This is a genomic window from Vicinamibacterales bacterium (genome assembly GCA_041659285.1).
GTDB lineage: Bacteria > Acidobacteriota > Vicinamibacteria > Vicinamibacterales > UBA2999 > 12-FULL-67-14b.
In genome coordinates, this window is sequence record JBAZYO010000005.1 from 1 (window position 1) to 17312 (window position 17312).

General features: G+C 67.4%; 14 protein-coding genes, 1 tRNA gene and 1 pseudogene. 5 read left to right on the plus strand and 11 right to left on the minus strand.

Annotated elements, in window-relative coordinates; all coding sequences use genetic code 11:
• The first annotated feature begins 139 nt into the window (after positions 1 to 139).
• The 3 genes and pseudogenes from WC815_09100 to WC815_09110 all read left to right on the plus strand — a co-directional run bounded on the left by WC815_09100 (position 140) and on the right by WC815_09110 (position 1756).
• A complete protein-coding gene (locus WC815_09100) occupies positions 140 to 571 on the plus strand; it encodes a hypothetical protein (protein MFA5908919.1) in 432 nt (143 codons plus the stop codon).
• Between the two features lie 12 nt (positions 572 to 583).
• Positions 584 to 793: pseudogene (locus WC815_09105) on the plus strand (thioredoxin family protein).
• Between the two features lie 90 nt (positions 794 to 883).
• Positions 884 to 1756 carry a M55 family metallopeptidase gene (locus WC815_09110; protein ID MFA5908920.1) on the plus strand — a complete coding sequence of 291 codons (873 nt, stop codon included), beginning with the start codon at positions 884 to 886 and terminating at the stop codon, positions 1754 to 1756.
• 27 nt (positions 1757 to 1783) lie between these two features.
• On the opposite strand, the gene WC815_09115 is transcribed toward WC815_09110, so the two are convergent.
• A complete protein-coding gene (locus tag WC815_09115; GenBank protein MFA5908921.1) occupies positions 1784 to 2515 on the minus strand; it encodes an NUDIX hydrolase in 732 nt (243 codons plus the stop codon).
• A gap of 35 nt (positions 2516 to 2550) precedes the next feature.
• Between WC815_09115 and WC815_09120 the strand changes: the two genes are divergently transcribed.
• Both WC815_09120 and WC815_09125 read left to right on the plus strand, forming a co-directional pair.
• A complete protein-coding gene (locus tag WC815_09120; protein ID MFA5908922.1) occupies positions 2551 to 3303 on the plus strand; it encodes an enoyl-CoA hydratase/isomerase family protein in 753 nt (250 codons plus the stop codon).
• Positions 3304 to 3342: 39 nt separating this feature from the next.
• Positions 3343 to 4659, plus strand: a complete 1317-nt coding sequence (locus tag WC815_09125) for a methyltransferase domain-containing protein (protein MFA5908923.1) — start codon at positions 3343 to 3345, stop codon at positions 4657 to 4659.
• 16 nt (positions 4660 to 4675) lie between these two features.
• Here the strand turns inward: WC815_09125 and WC815_09130 are convergent, their stop codons facing one another.
• The 10 genes from WC815_09130 to WC815_09175 all read right to left on the minus strand — a co-directional run bounded on the left by WC815_09130 (position 4676) and on the right by WC815_09175 (position 17310).
• A complete protein-coding gene (locus WC815_09130; protein MFA5908924.1) occupies positions 4676 to 6292 on the minus strand; it encodes a hypothetical protein in 1617 nt (538 codons plus the stop codon).
• 25 nt (positions 6293 to 6317) lie between these two features.
• Positions 6318 to 8333 (minus strand): O-antigen ligase family protein, encoded by a 2016-nt coding sequence (locus WC815_09135; GenBank protein ID MFA5908925.1) that lies wholly within the window; start codon positions 8331 to 8333, stop codon positions 6318 to 6320.
• Positions 8330 to 9457 carry a 23S rRNA (uracil(1939)-C(5))-methyltransferase RlmD gene (gene rlmD / locus WC815_09140; protein ID MFA5908926.1) on the minus strand — a complete coding sequence of 376 codons (1128 nt, stop codon included), beginning with the start codon at positions 9455 to 9457 and terminating at the stop codon, positions 8330 to 8332. The genes WC815_09135 and rlmD overlap by 4 nt, the downstream gene beginning before the upstream one ends.
• A 69-nt stretch (positions 9458 to 9526) precedes the next feature.
• Entirely contained in the window at positions 9527 to 9982 is a 456-nt protein-coding gene (locus WC815_09145; GenBank protein ID MFA5908927.1) for an FKBP-type peptidyl-prolyl cis-trans isomerase, read from the minus strand.
• A gap of 342 nt (positions 9983 to 10324) precedes the next feature.
• Positions 10325 to 10414, minus strand: a tRNA-Ser gene (locus tag WC815_09150).
• Positions 10415 to 10444: 30 nt separating this feature from the next.
• Positions 10445 to 11839, minus strand: coding sequence for an NADPH-dependent glutamate synthase (gltA, locus tag WC815_09155; GenBank protein ID MFA5908928.1), 1395 nt, complete (start codon positions 11837 to 11839; stop codon positions 10445 to 10447).
• Positions 11820 to 12686 carry a sulfide/dihydroorotate dehydrogenase-like FAD/NAD-binding protein gene (locus tag WC815_09160; protein MFA5908929.1) on the minus strand — a complete coding sequence of 289 codons (867 nt, stop codon included), beginning with the start codon at positions 12684 to 12686 and terminating at the stop codon, positions 11820 to 11822. The genes gltA and WC815_09160 overlap by 20 nt, the downstream gene beginning before the upstream one ends.
• 13 nt (positions 12687 to 12699) lie before the next feature.
• Positions 12700 to 15003, minus strand: coding sequence for a thiamine pyrophosphate-dependent enzyme (locus WC815_09165; GenBank protein ID MFA5908930.1), 2304 nt, complete (start codon positions 15001 to 15003; stop codon positions 12700 to 12702).
• Positions 15004 to 15015: 12 nt separating this feature from the next.
• Positions 15016 to 15999: a 2-oxoacid:acceptor oxidoreductase family protein gene (locus WC815_09170; GenBank protein MFA5908931.1), complete on the minus strand. Its 984-nt coding sequence runs from the start codon at positions 15997 to 15999 to the stop codon at positions 15016 to 15018.
• Between the two features lie 225 nt (positions 16000 to 16224).
• Positions 16225 to 17310, minus strand: coding sequence for a methyltransferase domain-containing protein (locus WC815_09175; protein ID MFA5908932.1), 1086 nt, complete (start codon positions 17308 to 17310; stop codon positions 16225 to 16227).
• Positions 17311 to 17312 lie beyond the last annotated feature (2 nt).

Sequence of the window (17312 nt, forward strand, 5' to 3'; positions counted from 1 at the left end):
GTCAGCCAGAACCCGAAAGAGCCCACCGGCGCGAAAAAGGCCTTCGACGACCTGTTCAAGTTCTAGATCCCGGCCCGCAACACCCTCTCGGCAGGAGGTTTCCTCCCGACCCGCCGGAAACTCCCGGTAGTATTTGTCTATGGGCCTACTCTCCCCGCAAGACGAAGTCGTCCTCAAGCAACACCTCGCCGCCATCACCCAACCGGTCGAGCTGTTGCTGTTCACCCAGGCGTTCGGGGGATCGGAAAGCGGCCCGGTCGCCAAGCAGATCCTCAACGAGATCGCGTCGCTCAACGACAAGATCACGGTGGTCGAAAAGAACTTCGTCCTCGACCTCGACGACAAGGCGAAATACAAAATCGACAAGGCGCCCGCCATCGTCATTCTCGGCGACGGCGTGGACACGCGGATGCGCATGTACGGCGCGCCGACCGGCTACGAGTTCGTGGGGCTGGTCGAGGCGATCATCATTGCCGGCACCGGCAAGATCGACCTCGAGCCCGAGACCATGGCGTGGATCCAGGCGGTCAACACGCCCACGCACATCCAGGTGTTTTCCACACCCACTTGACCGCACTGTCCGAGGGCGGTCGTCCTCGCACTGAAGATGGCAGCAGCCAACCAGATGATCACGGCGGACGCGGTTGAAGCGACCGAGTTCATGGACCTGAGCCGGAAGTATCGCGTCACCGGCGTCCCCAAGACGATCGTCAACGAGACCATCGAGATTCTCGGCGGCCTGCCGGAGCAGGACTTCGTCCGCGCCGCGCTGGAGCTGCCGGACAGTTTGTAACCACGAAGAGCACGAAGAAGAATCACGAAGCACGCGAAGCTAACTTTGGGGGGAGCCGAAATGGCCTTGAGGTCTTTGAAAAGCGTATTCGTGTCCACCGTGGTTCTCTTCGTGTCCTTCGTGGTTGTTCTTGACGCCTCCGCGCAGGGCAAGAAGGTCTACATCTCCGTGGACATGGAAGGCATCAGCGGTGTCGTCGGCGACGACCAGACCAGCGCCGGCGGCGCGGAGTACAACCGCTCGCGCAAGCTGATGTCTGAAGACGCCAACGCCGCCATCCGCGGCGCGTTCGAGGGCGGCGCCACCGAAGTGGTGGTCAACGACTCGCATGGCAGCCAGCGCAACCTGCTGCCCGAAGACCTCGATCCTCGCGCCCGCCTGATCAGCCACAGCTTCAAGCGCCACGGCATGGTGGAAGGTCTCGACGAAACGTTCGACGCCGTCATCTTTGTTGGCTACCACGCCAAGGCCGACTCGCCGCGCGGCCTCTTCGCGCACACCGGCTCCGGCGTCGTGAAAGACGTGCAGGTGAACGGCAAGTCAGCCGGCGAAGGCGGGCTGAACACGCTGATGGCGCAGTGGTACGGCGTGCCCGTGGTGATGATTACCGGCGACGACGTGGCGGTGGAGCAGCAGAAGGAGTGGACGCCCGGCATCCGCGGCGTGGTGGTCAAGCGGGCGATCAACATGCGCGCGGTCGAGGGCAAGTCGCCGGCGGAAGCGCGGCGCGAGATCCAGGCCGCGGCAAAAGACGGCGTGTCGGGTTCCCGCAAGGTGGCGCGCGAACGGCTGGCCACCTACAAGGTGCGCATGCAGCTCCGCAACTTCACCATTCCGGAAGTCGCCACCGCGTTCCGCGAGATCCAGCTCGTGGCGCCCGACACGGTGGAGTTCACGCGCGAGTCGATGCCCGACGCCTACCGCATCATCCGCGTCCTCTACCGCTTCATCAATCCGGACTGAGCGCGATCACCCGATCGATGGTCCCGGTCAGGGTTTGAGCGGCTGCCAGCGGGCGCCTTCTTCGAGCACGAACCGGGTCTCTTCCGGCACGTCCCAATCGGGAATAGTCGGGAACAGCGGATCGCCCGGCAGCGTCAGCATGGTCACCGTCTCGTCTTTGACGACGCCCGGCATCACGCGCGCGATCTTCCGCGCCCGCGCCCACGCGAAGACCTCGTCGATCGACGCCAGCTTCTCCAACTGGCGAATCGTGGTCCACGTCGGCGGCGGCAGCAGCAGCTCGCGCCGCTCGAACTTCGCAATCGCGTGGCGCGGCGACATCCACTCGAGCGCCGTCATCTCGCTGTTGTCATGGCGCGGGAACTGGCCCTCCGGCATGCGCGCCAGGAAAAAGCGCGTGTCGTAGCGGCGAATCTCGATCTCCGGCGTGACCCAGTGTGCCAGGGGCGCGAGGTCGGCGGGGCTCACGCTGACGTTGGCCTCCTCCATCAACTCGCGGACGGCGGCCTGCCGGTAGGTGGCTTCCTCCTCGTCGCTGAGGTCCGCGAACGTGGCCGGCACGAGCGGCGCCCCGGGGGCGGGGCGGTCCGCGTCATCAACGCGCCCGCCCGGAAACACGTAGGAGCCGGCCATGAAGGCGACCTGGTCGTTGCGGCGGACCAGCAGTAGCTCGAACGGCTCGCCGTCGCGGAGCACGATCACCGTGGAGGCGGGCCGGGCGGGAATTGGCTGTCCTGAAGTCTGTGCAATCTGTGTCATCTGCGGCCCTGATGCTCTTAGGATAATCTGCGGCCATGATCGAACGGGAGGATCTCGGCGGCATTCGCATCCTGCGCCTGGCGCATGGCAAGGTCAGCGCCATGGACATCGAGCTGGGTGAGGCGTTCATCGCCGAGCTCCAGGCCGCCGCCGACCCGTCGGTGCGGGCGATGGTGATCACCGGGACCGGCTCGTCGTTTTCCGCCGGCGTTGACCTGTTCCGCCTGGTCAAGGACGGTCCCGCGTACGGCCAGCGCTTTCTTCCCCGGCTCGACACCATGTTGCGCGACGCGCTGACGTTCCCCAAGCCGCTGGTCGCGGCGGTGAACGGGCACGCCATTGCCGGCGGATGCATCCTGGCGGCGACCTGCGATCGCCGCATCATGGCGGATGGCGCCGGCCGCATCGGCATTCCCGAGTTGGCGGTCGGCGTGCCCTTCCCGGCGCTGCCGCTGCAGATCATGGCGGCCCGGGTGCCCGATGGCGCGCTACGGGATCTGGTGTTCAGCGGCCGGACCGTCCAGGTGGACGAGGCACTGGCGTTGGGATTGATCGACGAGAAGTGCGGTGCCGACGCGTTGCTCGACCGCGCGATCGCCGTGGCCACGCGGCTGGCGGCGATCCCGGCGGGCGCGTTCGCGCTCACCAAGGAGGCGTTCACCACGCCGATTCTCGAAGGCACCGCCCGCCACGCCGGCCTCAACGCCCGCGTCGTGGAGGCGTGGCTGCAGCCGCACACCTACGACACCATCCGCGCGTATCTGGAGCGGACCGTCGGCAAGAAATAACGCTACTATTCACCTGTGGCGGACGAGCCGGAATCCCCGTTGAAAAGCCGCGCCGAAACCGAGCGCGCGGAAGCCCATCGTCAATACAACGAGGCCTTCGATCTCGTGGACCGCGCCCGGCAGAAGTCGCCGGAATGGCCCGAGGCGCCGCCGCGCTACGACGAAGAGAAGCTGCACGTCGTCAACACGCAGTGGGACATCCTGCCCGACGGCTCGGTCAAGCGGCCTGACGGGCTGAAAGGCCCGATCTTCGACGCCGTGTGGCCGATCCTCGAGCCGATCCTCAGGCAACAACGCGAGTTCAACTCGAACGTCGTCAATCACCTGAACCGCAACATCGAGGCGCACCGCCAGGCCAACGACGCGATCGCGCAGATCGTCCCCGGCCTGCGCGAGGGCTTCAACGGGCTGTGCCTGTTCGAGCACCTCACGGTCCACTTCCTGCAGACCATCACGCCGTTCGTGGACACGCGCAATCGCGCGATCGCCGACGCGGTGGACGAACTGCGGAATGTCGCCGAGGTGGCGCAACGCGCGGCGGCCATGGCGCGGCGCGAGATCGAGCGGCTGGGCAGCAGCGCACCGGCTCCGTCGAACCTCTCTGAACCCGTCAGAACCGTTCAGAACCTCTCTGAACCGTCCGTTGACGCCTTCAAATACGTCGGCTTCGAAGATCGCTTCCGCGGCTCCGAGGACGAGATCCGCTCACGCCTTGCCGACTACGTGCCGTACTTCGCCGGGGCGTCCGACGTGCTCGATGTCGGATGCGGCCGGGGCGAGTTTCTCGATCTGATGAAGCAGGCCGGCGTGTCGGCGCGGGGCCTCGACCTCAACCCCGAGATGGTGGAAGTCTGCAGGGCGCGTGGGCTCGACGCCACGGCCGGCGACGCGCTCCGTTACCTGACCGGACTGCCTGACGAATCACTCGGCGGCCTGCTCGCCATCCAGGTGGTGGAGCATCTCGAGCCGGCGTACCTGCAGAAGTTCCTGCAGACGGCGTTCTACAAGATGCGGCCGGGCGGGATCATGGTGCTCGAGACCATCAATCCGGCGTGCTGGGTGGCGTTCTTCGAGAGCTACATCCGCGACCTCACGCACGTGCGCCCGATCCATCCCGAAACGCTGCAGTATCTGCTGCACGCCAGCGGCTTCAGCTCCGCGAACATCGTCTATCGGGCGCCGATCGCGGAAGAGGCGCGGCTGCAGAAGGTGACGCCGGGCGTCGAGCGGTTTGCGGAGGGCGTGAAGGCGGACCGCGTCGATGAGCTGGTGACGGCCTTCAACCGGAACATGGATCGGCTGAACAGCCACATGTTTACCTTCCAGGACTACGCCGCGGTCGCCAAGCGTCCGTAAGCAACTACGAGGGGCCCTACTGCCGGCTCAGGGTCATTCGCTCGATGGTCCGTGTCTGGATGGTCTCGCCACGCAGGAACCGCATGCGATCCGCCGGGTCGAAGATCTTCACCTGAATCGGCTCGGTACGTTCCGCCATCGGCGGCCAGTCGAGGCGGCCGAGGTCATTCTGCGCCGCGAATCGCTCTCGGAACGACGGGATCTCACCTTCTTCGAGGGCGATTAGCGGATGGTAGCCCCTCTCACGCAGCTCCTTGACGACCGCATCAAGCCATCGGCGCTCGAGCCACCGGTAGTTCATCGTGAGACGTCCCGAATAGTGCCGGATGCTGCCGGCGTGGAGGTGGCCGATCAGGACACTGTTGGCCGGAAGGATCGCGGCCACGTATCGACCCACGTCGCGATAGCGGCTCTCGACCAGTTGAAGGCGAAGGGCGCCGCCGCTGATCGCTTCGCGCATCAGCCAGGCTGACAGCGCCAGGCACAGGATCGCCGCGACCCTGGCCGCGGCCCGCTCGTCTGCCGTCATGCGCCGCACCGCCTCGACCGCGACCGCGACGGCCAGGACCAGCAAGGCTGGATATGCGGGCAGGAGGAATCGCAGGTAAGTCCAGTCCTCACGGCCGAACGGCGTGTAGAACAGGTACGACAGGAAGACCACGGCGATGAACGCGAGCAGCAGCCCGGCATGGGCGGTGGCAACCGGAGGTTGCGTGGCGTGCGAACGCCCGCGACGGGCGAGCCAGGGCGCGGCCAGCGCCAGCAGGATGAACGGCGACTGGGTCTGAACCAGCCATCGCGGGAACCGATCGAGATTTGGTCCGAGGTGGGCCAGCGAGTACAGCGCGCTGAACGGTTCGTAGCCGGAGGCGAGCGGCGAGCCGTACAACCTGCTGTTCAGGAACGCCACCACCACGCAACCCGGCACGGTGGCGGCCGCGAAACACGCCAACTGGATGGCGGCTCGGCGGCGGTCTCCGTCTCGGCGCGCGAGGCAGACCACAAGGTAGGCGCCAACAACCGCGGCGAGCGGAACGAGGTTCGGCCGCGTCAGGATGGCGGCCGAGGCCGCCATGCCGGCGCCGAGCGCCGCGGGCCCGCTGTGACGCAACACGAGCACCAGCGTCAGCGTCCACCAGGCGGCGGCGGGCACGTCGCTCATCGGCTGCACGAGTTGAAACAGGAAGCTCGGGCTGGTGGCGAGCATCACGGCCGCGAGCATGCCAGTCAGCCGCCCGTGAACGGCCGTCCCCAGTTTGAAGGTCATCCACACGCAGAGCGCCCCGAACAGCGGCACCACGTAGAAAACCGCCAACGGGCCGGCCACTCGCTGAAACCCGGCCATCGTCAGCGGCAGACCCACGGGGTAGACCGGCACGAGGGTTCCTCGGGCGGTGCCGGGGCGGTAGCCGGCCGGCGCAAACGACCAGTCCGCGAACGGCCATGGCAGGCTGCGCACGAATTGCTGCTCGACGTGGAGGGATCCATGGGCAATCAGGTTGGCCTGGCTGACGTACCCGAATGCATCGCCGTCGCCGGCCGAATAAGTCCCTTTCCAGAGTCCCAACGCGGCGACACCTGTCGCCGCGACGATCACGATCCAGGTGGCCACGGTCGCCGGAACCTGGGTCACGCCCCGGTCCACGCCGCCCTCCACGTTATTCCCACACCCAATCGCGGATCGACAGCCCAAGCGTGCGCGGATCGTTCCGGCCAAGATCCTTCGGCCGCCACAAGCGGCTGATCTCGGTCTCGATCACCATGTGCGTGCGGCCAGGCGTGGCCGGGATGTCCAGGAAGATCGCCGCGCTGCGCTTCAAGTCGGTTTCTTGTACCAGCCGTGAATCGGCCCACACCCGAACGTGCACCGGGTGCTCGTCGCCGTCGGGATGATCGATCCACGCGACGAACTTCAACACCTTCCCCTGGACCGGATTCACCGCCAGCGACCGGTAGTCCCGCGAGGTCCGGCGTTCCGGCTTGCCGTCGGCACCGAACTCGACGTTGCCCAGGCCGTACTGATACTCCCATCCGAAGCGCATCGAGCGATTTCGCGGCCGCAGGTCGCCGCGCGCGTCGGCAAAGGTGACGGCGGCGTGGAGGATCACGACCACCAGCGCGGCACTCCAGCCAACGGTGGACCACGGCGTTGACGGCGATGACGGCACGCCCTTGATGCAGGCGAACCAGAATGCGAACGTCCAGAACGTCAGCACCACCGGCAGGGACTGGCCCGGCATGCCCAGCAACGAAATGGCGCCGAAGGCGACCAGCGCGCCGCGGAGCACACCGACCGAGAATCGATCGCCGGTGCCGGTGGCTGGCGAGAACAGCGTGAACGCGAACACCACGCACCACGCGAGCCACGGCAGGCTGCCGAGCAACCCGAGTTCAGCCAGGTGGTGGCGATACCAGCTCTGCGCGTTGTCCGGGACGATGTCCTTGCCGCTCGCGGCCTTGGCGAAATCGTGCACGAGCGTATGGAAACTGCCGACGCCAACACCGGCAACCGGGTGTTCCTCCAGCATCAGGATGGCGGCGGGCCCGTAGCCAAATCGGTCCCACAGCAGTTCGCGCGCCGACTGGCTCAGTGAGATCTCGCCAAGTCCGATGTAGCGGAGGCTCCCGCGCCCGACCACGCTCGTGATGGATGATCCGCGCGCCACCAGCAGCACCACCGCGGCGAGCACGAGCACGCCTGCCACCACCGGCGCCAGCCGCTTGATGGAGGGCCGCGACACCGAATCGGCGCGGCGCCAGGTCATCACGCTTCCAAGGACAATCGCCGCAAAGCCGATGCTGATGGCGATCAGCGCGGTGCGCGATCCGGAGGTCAGCACGCCCATCATCGCCAGCGCGACGCCGCCCACGCCGGCGACAATCGACCATGGTGCCGGCCAACGGCGCGCGAGCACGACCGCCGCCGGGCCCCAGAACGCGGCGATCATGCCGAAGGTGTTGGCGTCGCCCAGCGTGCCTGAGGCACGGCCCATGTGGGGCCACAAGTGGGGATTGAGGAACCGCAGGTCCACGAAGCCCTGGTAGCCTCCGACCAGGCACGCCACCGCGATGGCAAGGCCGGCCGGGAGCAGCACCGCCGAGCGAAACGCGTCCAGCCGGACTGCGGGGCCGTTCGCGTACCACGCGAACAGCCGATCGAACCACAGTAGCCCGATGTTATGGACCAGCGTCCAGTAGGTCACCGCCGTCACGGCATCCCACGGCGTGATGCCGATGCTGGTGTTGGCCACGCCTGACAACGGCAGGATGCCCGGGTAGAAGTCCACCTCGCGCAGGAACACGAAAGGCCACGAGGCGGCCACCACCAGCGCCCACGACACGAGGGGCCACCGCCACCGCGCCGGCAGGTGCCAGCGCCACGCATCGCGGCCCGACACTGCCAGCCCGAGCAGCGGCAACGACCACAGGATCTCGAAACCGTAGTTCTCGAACCCGGGCCACACCACGTACGCCGCCGGAGCCAGGTACGACGCCGCGAGCAGGACGGCGGTGGCGGGACCGGGCCGCCAGGCGCCCACGATGGCGACGACGACAAACACGGCGGCGGTGGCGACGATGAGTTGCGGATAGATGAGCCGTGTCGACAGGTACAACTGGACGAACGCCGCGGCCAGCGTCGAGGCGATCACCACGCCCTTGGTGAGCTGATTCATCCGCGCGCGAGGGCCACCACGGTTTCAATGTGGTCGGTGTGGGGGAACATGTCAACGGCCTGGATGCGCGTCACGCGGTAACCGGCCTTGAGGATAACCGGCAATTCCGCCGCCAGCGCCTCCGGGTTGCAGGACACGTAGACCGCGCGAGCCGGCACGATCCCTTCGAACACGGCGGCCAGCACCTCCGGCGGGCACCCCTGGCGCGGCGGATCGAGGATGACGGCGTCCCACGGGTCGCGGCCGACGCGCGGCAGCGCGTCTTCCACCGACGAGGTCATCAACCGGACCCGGCCGTCGGGAATGCGGTTGAGGCGAATGTTGGCTTCCGCGTCCTTGGTGGCCTGCCGGTTCTCTTCCACCGCGGTGACGCGGGCGCCGGCCTTCGCCAGCGGCAAGGCAAACAAGCCGCTGCCGCTATAAAGGTCGAGGATGTGTGGCGACGAACCGACCCCTTCGATCACCAGCTTGACGATCTCGCGGGCCACGCCGATGTTGGTTTGAAAGAACGCCGTTGGCGACACCAGGAACGAGGTCTCCAGGATCCCGTCCTGCTTGACGTGGCTGTGCCCGTCGATGCGGATCGTCTCCGGCCCGACCATGTAGGGGCCCGGCTTGTCGTGGATGTTGACGAAGAAGCCGTCCGGGCGATCCGGCGATGCGAGCAGCCCGCGGATGGGCGTGCGCAGCGCCTTGTCGTTCTTCGTCACCACCAGCATGGCTACCGCCTGGCGATCGTCCTCGGTGGTGCGGACGATGATGTGGCGGACGAGGCCGTTGCGCTGGGCGCCGGCGCCGTAGATGCGGGCGCGGATGAGCCTATCGCGCAGCGCGAACGCGATGCGGTTGCCGCGATCGCTGTGGACCGGGCATTCGTTGATGCGGATGATCTGCTTCGAGCCGCGGGCGTAATGGCCCATCACCAGGCCGCGGCCCTGCCCTTCCGGACCGAACACGAACGCCACCTTGGTGCGGAACCGGTCTTCGCGCGGCGACGGCAGCAGCGGCGGCACGGGCATGCCCAGCAGGCGCGCCAGCCGCGCCTGTTTCTGGACCAGCTGCTCGGCGTACTCGACGCCCGGCAGCGTGCAGCCCCCGCAAACGCCGAAATGTTGGCACTGCATTGCTTGTCACTTACGGGCCGCAGAGGCACAGAGACACCTCTGCGCCTCTGTGGCCTGTTGGTGTGATCTCTATTTCACTTCCAGAAGTTCGACTTCGAACAGCAGAGTCGCGTTGGGCGGAATCACGCCGCCGGCGCCGCGCGCGCCGTAGCCCATGTCGGGCGGGATCGTCAGCACGCGCGAGCCGCCCACCTTCATGCCGGCGAAGCCCTGGTCCCATCCCGGGATGACCTGGCCGCCGCCGAGCGGGAACTCGAACGGATCGTTGCGGTCCTTCGAGCTGTCGAACTTGCTGCCCTTCTTGTCGGCCTTCGAGGTGTCGTAGAGCCAGCCGGTGTAGTGCACGCGGACCACGCGGCCGGGCCGCGCCTCGTCGCCGGTGCCGGTCTTGGTGTCAACGATCTGCAGTTGCGTGATGCCGGTCTCAGCCATGGGTGCCCCTTCAGTGGTCTCGGATTTCGGAGTGGAGCCGCCGCACGCAATGGTGACGCACAAGAGCAGCGACGCGAACGTGAGTTTCTTCATCTGATGTCTCTACCTGTCAATCTGTCTAGATGTGGCACTCTGCCTGGCGAAGCCGAGCACGTAACCGGCAATATGCCCAGCGAAGGCGAAAGCCGAGCGCGTCACCGGTAATACGCCCAGCGAAGGCGAAGCCGAGCGCGTAACCGGACTCGAGGGATTCGCACTGTCGCCGGCGCAACGCGCCGGCGATTGAACCCGAACGCCCTCTCCCTCCGCCCGAGTGAGCCGAAGGCGAACGTGTGGTACCCACACTTCGGGGATTCGCACTGTCGCCGGCGCAACGCGCCGGCGATTGAACCCGAGTCCCTCGCCCTCCGCCCGAACGAGACTAAGTCGAGAGAGTGGCGGAGGGAGAGGGATTCGAACCCCCGATACCCTTTCAGGTACAGCGGTTTTCAAGACCGCCGCCATCAACCACTCGGCCATCCCTCCGCGCCGTCCAATATTCTAACGTGTGGGTGGTTAGGCCGAGGGCTGAAGATTGGCGTGGATCGCATGGGCGGCCCGCTTGCCGGCGCCGGCCGCGAGGATCACCGTGGCGGCGCCCGTGACGGCGTCGCCACCCGCGAAGACCATCGTCTTCGAGGTGAGTCCGGTTGCGTCATCCGCCAGCAGGCACCCCTTCGCGGTGACGGCCAGGCCGGAGGTGGTGCGGGTCAGGAGCGGATTCGGGGTGGTGCCGATGGCCAGCACGACGTTGTCCACGGGAAGCACGAACTCCGAGTCTGGAATCGGGATCGGCCGGCGGCGGCCCGACGCGTCCGGCTCGCCAAGCTGCATCCGCTGGCACTTCAGCCCCGCCGCCCACCCGCTGCCGTCGTCGATTACTTCGAGCGGGCTGGTGAGCCAGTGGAACGTGACGCCTTCCTCGATGGCGTGGTGGTATTCCTCGACGCGCGCGCTCATCTCCTCGTCGCTGCGGCGGTAGACGATCATCGCCTCGTCCGCGCCCATGCGGAGCGCGGTGCGCACGGCATCCATCGCGGTGTTGCCGGCGCCAATCACGGCGACCCGCTTGCCGACCCGCACCGGCGTGTCGGTGTTGGGAAAGTCGTAGGCCCGCATCAGGTTGATGCGGGTGAGGAATTCGTTGGCCGAGTAGACGCCGTTCAGGTTCTCGCCGGGGATGCCCAGGAACTGCGGCAGCCCGGCGCCGGTGCCGATGAAGACCGCGGCGTAGCCCAGCTTTCCCGTGAGATCGTCGAGCGTCAGCGTTTTGCCGATGATGACGTTGCAGACAATCTCGACGCCCATCGCCTTGAGCATGTCGATTTCCCAGTCGAGAATCGCCTTCGGCAACCGGAACTCCGGGATGCCGTAGCGCAGCACGCCGCCGGGCGCGTGCAGCGCCTCGTAGATCGTCACCGCGTATCCGAGCCGCGCCAGCTCGCCCGCGCACACCAGACCGGAGGGCCCGGCGCCAATGACCGCGACCTTCTGCGTCCTGGTGATCGCGGGTTCGATCGACAGCGCCTGCGTCCGTTCCCAATCCGCCACGAACCGTTCCAGGTGTCCGATGGCCACCGGGTTGAATCGACCGCCCATGCTGCATTCGGCTTCGCACTGCGATTCCTGGGGGCACACGCGTCCGCAAATCGAGGGAATCGGGTTGGCCGTTCGCAGAATCCGCGCGGCGTCGGGCAGGTTGCCGGCCGCCACCGCGTGGATGAAGTCGCGAATGGGGATGTGGACCGGGCACCCGTCCATGCAGAGGGGATGCTGGCAGCGCAGGCAGCGCTCGGCCTCGAAGGCCGCGTGCGCGGCGGAATAGCCGCCGTTCACCTCGAAGAAATTGTGGGCGCGCACCTGCGCGTCCTGCACCGGCATCGCGGTCTTGTCAGTGCGCCTGACTGGCATGGCCCCCACTCCTTCCCGATTGGCAGGCGGCGCGTTCGGAGGCGATCCCCTCCTCGCGCACGTAGGCCTTGTTGCGCCGCATCGCGGTATCGAAGTCCACCTCGTGGGCGTCGAAGCACGGGCCGTCCACGCAGGCGAACCGCGCCTGCCCGCCCACCGTCACGCGGCACCCGCCGCACATGCCGGTGCCATCGACCATCAGCGGGTCCATCGACACGAGCGTCCTGATGCCGTGAGGGCGCGTGGTCTCGGCCACGGCCCGCATCATCGCCATCGGACCGATCGCCACGACCGCGTCGGGGCGGCCGGCGCCGCCGCCATCGATCAACTGCGCCAGCCGTTGGGTGACGAAGCCATGGAAGCCGGCCGAGCCATCGTCGGTGCAGACTTCGACGCGGTCCGCGACGCGAGCGAGCTCATCGGCGAGGATGACCAGGTCCCGGTTGCGCGCGCCGAGGATGGCTGTCGTGCGGTCGCCGAGGGCACTCCGCTCGCGCATGAAGCACAGCAGCGCGGCGGATCCGAACCCGCCACCGATGCCGCAAACGTGACCACCGGCGGGAAGGTCGATCTCGCTGCCGAGCGGGCCGGCCACGTCGAGCAGCGAATCGCCTGGCTCGAGCGCGCAGACCCGCCGCGTGGTCGCGCCGGCTTCCTGCACGACGATGGTAATGGTGCCGGCGGCGCGATCGTAGTCGGCAATGGTGATCGGGATTCGCTCGCCGCCCTCGCGGACGCGCAGCATCACGAACTGGCCCGGCCTGGCCGACGCGGCAATCAGCGGCGCGTCGAGCCGGAACAGCTTGGTGACGGGCGTCAGTTGGCGGGCGTCGATGATGCGTGTCATGCGATTCCCTTCCTCACAGCTCCGGGTGCTCGTGCATCGCCTTGAGCCGACGCCACCGGCGATCGGTTTCGTCCTGGATGCCGGCGACCACGCCCGCCTGCTCGGCTTTCACCAGGTGACGGGTCTTGCCCATGAGCTTCAGCCATTCGGAGACCGGCTGACGGCGGCCGATGGCGTCGGGGTCGTAGGTCAGGGCGGTGTGTCCGTGCTCGACCTCGTATAACGGGAAGAAGCAGGTGTCGATGGCGGCCTGCAGCACCGGCTCCGCGGCGTCGTCCGTCGTCTTCCAGTTGAGCGGGCAGAAGGAGAGGATCTTGCCGTAGACGAGGCCCTCGTGCTTCGCGTACCACTGCGCCTTGGCCACCTTGCGCATGAGGTCTTCCGGGTAGCCTTCGCTCGCGGTGAACACGTATGGCAGGTGGCACGCGGCAAAGATCTGAGCGGTGTCCTTGTGGTGGTATCGCTTGCCCGTCGCCGCCCCCCCCACCTCGCTGGTCGACGTGCGGTGGCCGAAGGGCGTCGAGTACGACAACTGCGCGCCAGTGTTCATGTAGCCCTGGTTGTCGTACTCGAGAATCATCATCCGGTGGTTGCGGTGCGCGGCGCCGAGCGCCGGCCCCATGCCGATGTCCATGCCGCCGTCGCCCGAGATCATCACGAAGGTGACGTCCTTCCCCTCTGGAAGCTCACCGCGGCGCACGCGCTCGTGATACATCTCCACCAGTCCCGAGAGCGTGGCGGCGCCGTTCTGGAACAGGTTGTGGACGTAGTTGACGCGGTGCGCCGTGGCCGGATATCCCGTCGTCACCACCATGGCGCAGCCGGTCTGGTAGAGGACGACGATGTCGCCCTCGAGGACGCGGCTGATCTGGTGGAAGGTCGGGAAGTAACCGCAGCCCGGACAGGCGCCGTGGCCCGGCGCGATGCGGCTGGGCACCGAGGTCATCTTCCAGATCGGCTCGAGTTCCACCCGCAGCTTGCCGGTGGCCTCGTCCCGATGCACGTGCGCCATTCCGCGCGTCGCTTCGAGCGGGATTGGCGGCAGTCCCGGGCGCGGACCACGACCGGGCTGGCCGGGGGTGGCGCCGTGATAGGCAAACGGGGTGTCAACCTGCCGGCTGCTCGCCGCGGCGACGGCGTCGGCGAAGAAGGCGCGGGCGTCGGCGGCGACGAAGTCCTTGCCGCCGAGGCCGTAGATTCGCGACACCACGAGCGTGTCGTTACGGCGATCGACCTGCAGCGCCGCCCGCACCTCGAGCGACAGGTTGCCGCCGTCGGCGCCGTACGAGTCCGCGCGGTCGCCGATCGTCACGGCGTTCACTGACGCCAGGGCCTGGCGGAACATCTCGGTTGGAAACGGCCGCAACACGTTCGGCGAGAGCACGCCGACGCGCTCGCCGAGCGCCCGCCGCTCGTCGGCGGTTTCCTTCGCCGTCTCGGCCGCCGAATTCAGCAGCACGACGGCCGCATCCGCATCGGCCATGCGATAAGCATCGAGCACCGGATACGGGCGGCCGCTCAGCGCTTCCAGTTCGGCGAACACGGCGGGAATCACGGTGCGCGCGGCGTCCATGGCCCGCGACAGCTGGACCTTGTTGTTGATCAGGTCCGGGTCGTTCATGTACGGCCCGAAGGTCTTGGGGTGCTCGAGGTCGAACGGCGTCGGATAGTCCGGCCGGGTGCCGAGGAACGCGCGAACGGCGTCGCGGTCGTCGAAGACCTCGATGCGGCGTTTCTGGTGGCTGGTGACGAAGCCGTCGTAGCACACCATCACCGGCAGCCGCACGTCGGGATGCTCGCCGATCCGCACGGCCGCGAAGTTCAGGTCGTAAACGGCCTGCGGATCTCGCGCGCACAGCATGATCCAGCCGGTGTTGAGCGCGAAGTAGATGTCGGAGTGATCGCCGCGGATGTCGAGCGGGCCCGACACCGCCCGGGCGGCGACGTTGAGCACCATCGGCACGCGCGTGCCCGCCTGCACCGGCAGTTGCTCGAGCGAGAACAGCAGTCCATTGGCGCTCGTGGCATTCAGCACGCGGCCGCCGCCGAGCGCGGCGCCGTAGCAGATGCCGGCGGCCCCGTGCTCACCGTCGCCGGCGATCATCACGATCTCGTGCTCACCGTCGGCCTGCATCTTCGAGAGGTTCTCGGCAACCTCGGTGGACGGCGTGATCGGGAAGTAGCCCATCACGTGAAAGCCGATGTCGCGGGCGGCCATCGCGGCGGCTTCGTTGCCGCTCTTGAAGTCGACCGTCTGCTTGATGACACCCGGTGCGCGGGCGCCGTCGATGGGTGGCGTGAGGGTCTGGGTCGCCATGGATTCTTCCGCCTAGCTGATGAAACCCGGGAACTGTGGCACCCGCAGCCGATCGGCGAGGCCAGGCGTCTCGGCCTCCCGCGTGAGGGCGGTGGCCGGGCACGACTCGACGCAGCGCATGCAGCCCTTGCAGTAGCGGTAGTCGATGCCCGTCAACTGGCGCTCGTAGGTGCTGTCGGGCGCGCCGTCTCGCCACACGAGGCACAGATCGGGACACACGAGATCGCAGGTGCCGCAGTGAATGCACTGGTCGTGATGCAGCACCGGCATCCATCCGGTGCGAGACAGCGAGAGGTCGTTCCACGCGGTGTTGCCCGGTTCCGGGATGATCCCGCCCACCGGCTGTGTCTCGTAGCCCCAGGCGGGTTCGAACCGGGCGATGGGCAGGTCGCCCTCCGCACGGCCGACACCCTCGTGCACTTCGAACTCGGTCGCGCCGCGCCGGAACGCCCGATCGTTGGACGCCACCGCTTCGGGATGCTTGCCGGCAAACTCGTCCGCGAGCGCGCCGCGCACGTGGGCGGCGTCGAGGAACGGGACTACCGCGCACAGCGTGCCGAGCAGCACCGCGTTCGGCCGCGACTTCTCCTCGACGGCGATCCCGAGCGCGTCCACACGAATCGCCAGGGCCTCACGAGGCAGCGCGGTCAGCGCGTCGGGCACCGCGCCCGCCGGCGCGTTGTAAATCAGGAAGCCGTCTTTCCGGAGGCCGCCAAACGTCGCCGGATTGCGCAGCAGCGCGGCGTGGAAGACGATAATGCCGTCTGGCGCCTCGACCGGGGCGCTCGTGCGGACCGGGCGGCCGGCCGCCCCAAGCCGCACGAACGATCGAACGACTGACCCTTTCTTTTCAGATCCGTACGAGGAGAACTGCGCGCCGTTGAGCCCCATGCGCAGCACCGCGGCGGTGGCCAGGATCTGTCCAGCGCCATGGGCGCCGAGGCCGCCAATCGACTCGAATCGCAACTCGAAGAAGCCTTCGCTGGGTAAGGACACGATGCATCCTTTCAGTTCGCGGTCACCGGGACGGGACGCGGTTCCCACCGCGGGCAGCCGTGGCAGACGGCCGTGTCGTCGAGGGGACGCGGCTCAGAATCGCGAAGGCATGCCCATGGCTTGTCTTCGCTATCCAGCCACAACGGGTATGGCAGGAGGACGGTCATACTGGCCCACCGGCACGATTCGACGCTGGAAGCTTCATCCATGGCATCACCCCATTAGTCAGCGCGCGTAGACGACGAACCACCTCTCTGGCATGCCCGTTCCCTGTGGGTTGCTGGCGCCCTTGAAGATGTCGAACTCCGCATTGAGCGCGAACCCCACCGCGGCCATCCAGCCCTTCACCTGCTCGCGGGTAATGCGGTCTTCGGGTTTGTCCCACTTCTTCGCGATGGGATCGTCGAATTCCTGCTCGACGATCACGATGCGGCCGCTCGGCTTGAGCTGCGAGGCGAGCACGCGAAGGTAGGCCTGGCGATCGTTCGTGTTGTGGAACACGTCGTGGAAGAAAGCGACGTCAACCACATTGGGAGGCAGCCTGGGATCATCAAGCGCGGCGAGCACGGTCTGGAGGTTGGTGACGTTCTCGTTCGCCGCCTTCTGCTTGATGTAACCGAGAAGCTCGGGCCAGATGTCCACGGCCAACGCCTTCCCCGTCGGCGCGACCGCTTTCGCAAACGGCAGCGTATACGCGCCGGTGCCGGACCCGATGTCGGCGACGACGTCGCCTGGCTTCAGCTTGAGCGTCGCGACGACCTCGTCGATCTTGAGCCCGGGGATTCGCTCGGGCCGTTCCAGCCGCCGGATCCACTCCTGGCCGCCGGTGTTGTCCTGGTGCGTGCCGGGCGGCCTGTCGCCCTGCTGGGGGCCGGCCGCCACGGGTTTTTGCGCGACGTACTTGATCGCCTTGAGCGCCATGCCCTGGCTCGGCAGCTCGGTCTGCCCCGCGGGGAAATCGTTGAACTGCAGCATGAACGCAATGATGGCGGCGTTGTCGGGCCCCAGCAGCTGTCCTTCCCTGCCTGGAGGCATCGTGGTGCGGTTCCTGTCGAACAGGTCACCCACCGTCTGGCCGTCGTAGTTGGCTGAGAAGGCGGCCCCCGCCAGCGCTCCGGCCATGCCGCCGCCCGCACCCGAGGGCCCGTGGCACTCCGCGCAGCGCTCGTCGAACAACACCGCGCCGCGCTTGGCCTGCTCCACCGTGTAGACGCCGTCCCACACCGTTCGCGGCGGCTGGGCGCCGAGGGCGGCCGAGAAGATCCCGGCCGCCCAGATGGCAACAAAACCCGCACTGCTCCGTCGGCCCATTG